The following is a 3,022-nucleotide window of genomic DNA, read 5'->3' on the forward strand; positions in this document are numbered from 1 at the left end:
AGTCTCCCGGGGTAGGTTGGCGGTTTTTCAACCGGTTATACAAACAGCGGAAGCGTCTGCGCCGGAGGAGGCGTTTTTACTTACGCAACTGAAGAGCGGATGTTCCACGATCAAGCGCTCGGGGTCAACGGCTGCGGCGCGGACACGATGTCCCCCGCTGGATTTGATACGGGCTGCGCCGTGAAGGTTTCGTCAGACAAGCTCGAAGGGGGGCGATTATAACCGACCGCTCCCGGCGGCGCCAGGCCGGCGGTCGCCGGGCCGTTACGCCGTCGTTAAATAGCTCGCAGATATATTGTACGGGTCACTGCACTACAGACCGTCGGGCTGGTATAATCCCTCCTCCCACCGGCGCGTTTACCAGCGGATATCATCGGAGTCACCTTGGCCAAACTCGACCTCGACAACAAGAGCCTCTACTGGAATATCTGGCAACTGGCCTGGCCCGCGGCCCTGGCCGGGATCCTGATGAACTTCGCCCACATCGTCGACCGCATCTTCATCGGCTCCCTGGGGGTGGATCAGGTGACGGCTTCGGGGTTCGCCGGCAGTGTGGTGTGGTTCGTCTTCTCCTTCATCCAAATCGTCGCCGCCGGCGCCGTGGCCATCGTCGCCCGCCACTGGGGCGCCGAGGAGTTCGAGGAGGCCGAGGCCTCGGGCCACCGGGCGGTCTGGCTGGCGGCGGGGCTGGGTTTCGTCTTCACCGTCATCGTCTATCTGACCGCCCCCCTGCTGATCGGTTTCTACCAGCCCACCGCGGCCCAGTATCCGATGGCCGTCGACTACCTGCGGATCTTCTCCCCGGGCTTCGGCCTGATGATGGTGGCCTTCACCATTCACTCCGCCTTCTCCGGCTCCGGGGACACCCGCACCGGGATGTTCGCCTTCGTCAGCATCAACGGGATCAACGTCCTGCTCAACTGGCTGCTGATCTTCGGCCACTGGGGCTTCCCCGCCCTGGGCATCCGTGGCGCCGCCCTGGCCACCACCATCAGCCACGCCCTGGGGACCGGGGTGATCCTGCTGGCCTACGGCCTGCGCTGGAGCAACCTCTCCCTCAGGGGCTTTTTCGGCAACCGGCCCCGCTGGCCGGCGATCAAACGCTTCCTGCGCATCGGACTGCCGGCAACCGGGCAGTCGATAACCCGGCCGCTGACCGGGATGGTGATGATGGCCCTGGCCAGCCGGCTGACGACGCCCCTGCCCGGCGGCGGCGTGGCCAATTTCGTCGCCACCGCCTTCACCATCGGGATGACAGCCCTGTCCTTCGGCCAGTTCTTCGCCCAGGGCCTGATGGCCGCCCCGGCACCCCTGGTGGGCCAGTTCCTCGGCCGTGACGAACCCCGGCGGGCCCGGGAGGCCGCCAACAAGGTCAGCGTCATCGGCGTGGTGATCCAGCTCTTCGTCGCGGCGCTGTTCATCTTCTTCGGCCGCGAGCTGGCCTCGATCTTCCTCTCCGGCGGCAACGACTACGCCACCCGACATGTGCTGGACATGGCACACCACTACCTGATTTTCATCGGTCTGGGCTCGATCATCAGCGTGCTGGCCTGGACCTACGGCGGAGCCTTCCGCGGCGCCGGTGACACCAAACCGCCGATGTGGGGCGCGATCATCGCCAACGCCGCCGTCAAGATCCCCGCCGCCGCCCTGGGCGTCTTCGTCTTCGGCTGGCACGACTACAGCATCTGGTTGGCCGTCTTCCTCTCCCAGATCGTCGAGGGGCTCTACATCTGGCTGCGCTTCCGCCAGAACCATTGGATGGAGGTCGAGCTGGCCTAGCCGCGCCGCAGGTCGGCTAAGCGGTGGCGTCCACCGAGCAGGATGGGCCGGTTGCTCAAGATAAGCATAAACATACCAAGACGATAGGCATGCTTCTGGACCCTTCTGCTGAGAGTGGATACCCCCGTCCCAAGTTACCGAGAAGGCTGATGGAGGATGTCACGAGCAGCGCTTTCACCGACTGCCTTTCTGGCGGTTGGTGAGCAGTCCCGACGGGTTGGGTTCAACCGCTATGGGACTTGACGCTCCCTGATGGGGCTGGCGCTGCCGGGCCGTGGAGCGCGCAATCCCGGCTCGCGGGACCACTTTCTCGAAGTTGACGCTCCCCGGGCTCTGCCACACCAACATCAACCAATCCGCCTGGCTCATTCCCGTCCAGCCGCCTTTCCGTGATTGTGTTGTGGGTATTTAGCGGATCGGTGCAAAACAGCGATCCCTAAACAAAATGCTATGGGTGGCGCAGGACCCAGCTGGCTCCGTCGGCGCCAAGGGACGGGAGTAGACGATCAAACGGCGACGAGCCGACACAGCGGGCATCCAGTGTATCTGGAGACCCCCGGTAGTTGACACCAAGAGCTCGGTCTACGTGCACGGCAATATGCCTCCTAACCTACCTTTGACAGGTGGGTTACAGGAATGCTGTGGTCCGTTACGGCTAAGTGAGCCAAAAAACCGATGGCCGCCAAGAAAAAAGTCAACCACCTCAAGGGCTGCCTGCTGAGCTTCTGCTGGACCGGCGCCCTGTTCCTGGGCTACGTCGCCCTGCAGTTGGGGATCGGCTACTGGGCCTCTTCGCTGCTCCTAGTTCCCCTGGCCTGTATCGGTGGGTTCCTCTTCGGTGGGATGCTGGCCAAGAAGTGACGCACAGCTAAAACCTACAGCCGGCGGGTTGGTCTTCGTAAAGAAGAGGGAGCGGTTTAATGACGAAAACCACGGGTAAGCTGCAATGAGCGCCGGCGAAGGCCGCCGGATCGTCCTGATCGTCGGCCTCGTCAGCGCCTGGATCGCCGGAAATCTTTTCTCCGCCTTCAGCGGTAACCTCGGCCTCTGGTTGGCGATCTTCGGTATCCCCTTCGCCCTGCTGTTCGGGCTGCTCCTGGGGGAGAAGCTCGCTAAATGACAACGGCGACCGCGGCGGCCGGGAGATCAACCCCCCGCGGCGCGATAGACCGCCCCGTCCGGAACCGGCACGGTTTTTGCGGAGGCGGACCGTTGCCGCCGCTCCAACGGTCGCCGAGAT

3 protein-coding genes are annotated in these 3,022 nt (G+C 63.7%); all 3 read left to right on the plus strand.

Annotated elements, in window-relative coordinates; translation table 11 throughout:
* The first annotated feature begins 369 nt into the window (after positions 1-369).
* The 3 genes from GF399_00845 (at position 370) to GF399_00855 (ending at position 2,902) form a co-directional block, all read left to right on the plus strand.
* Positions 370-1,782 (plus strand): MATE family efflux transporter, encoded by a 1,413-nt coding sequence (locus GF399_00845; protein MBD3398861.1) that lies wholly within the window; start codon positions 370-372, stop codon positions 1,780-1,782.
* Between the two features lie 675 nt (positions 1,783-2,457).
* The gene (locus tag GF399_00850; protein ID MBD3398862.1) at positions 2,458-2,643 is read left to right on the plus strand and encodes a hypothetical protein; all 186 of its coding nucleotides are present in this window, start codon (positions 2,458-2,460) and stop codon (positions 2,641-2,643) included.
* Positions 2,644-2,728: 85 nt separating this feature from the next.
* Positions 2,729-2,902 carry a hypothetical protein gene (locus GF399_00855; GenBank protein ID MBD3398863.1) on the plus strand — a complete coding sequence of 58 codons (174 nt, stop codon included), beginning with the start codon at positions 2,729-2,731 and terminating at the stop codon, positions 2,900-2,902.
* Positions 2,903-3,022: the final 120 nt, after the last annotated feature.

The sequence above is a fragment of the Candidatus Coatesbacteria bacterium genome (genome assembly GCA_014728225.1).
Lineage (GTDB): Bacteria > RBG-13-66-14 > RBG-13-66-14 > RBG-13-66-14 > RBG-13-66-14 > WJLX01.

Excerpts from the sequence above, each read along its gene's own strand:
- GF399_00850 (MBD3398862.1), top strand. The coding sequence starts at position 2,458 with ATGGCCGCCAAGAAAAAAGTCAACCACCTCAAGGGCTGCCTGCTGAGC.
- GF399_00855 (MBD3398863.1), top strand. The coding sequence starts at position 2,729 with ATGAGCGCCGGCGAAGGCCGCCGGATCGTCCTGATCGTCGGCCTCGTC.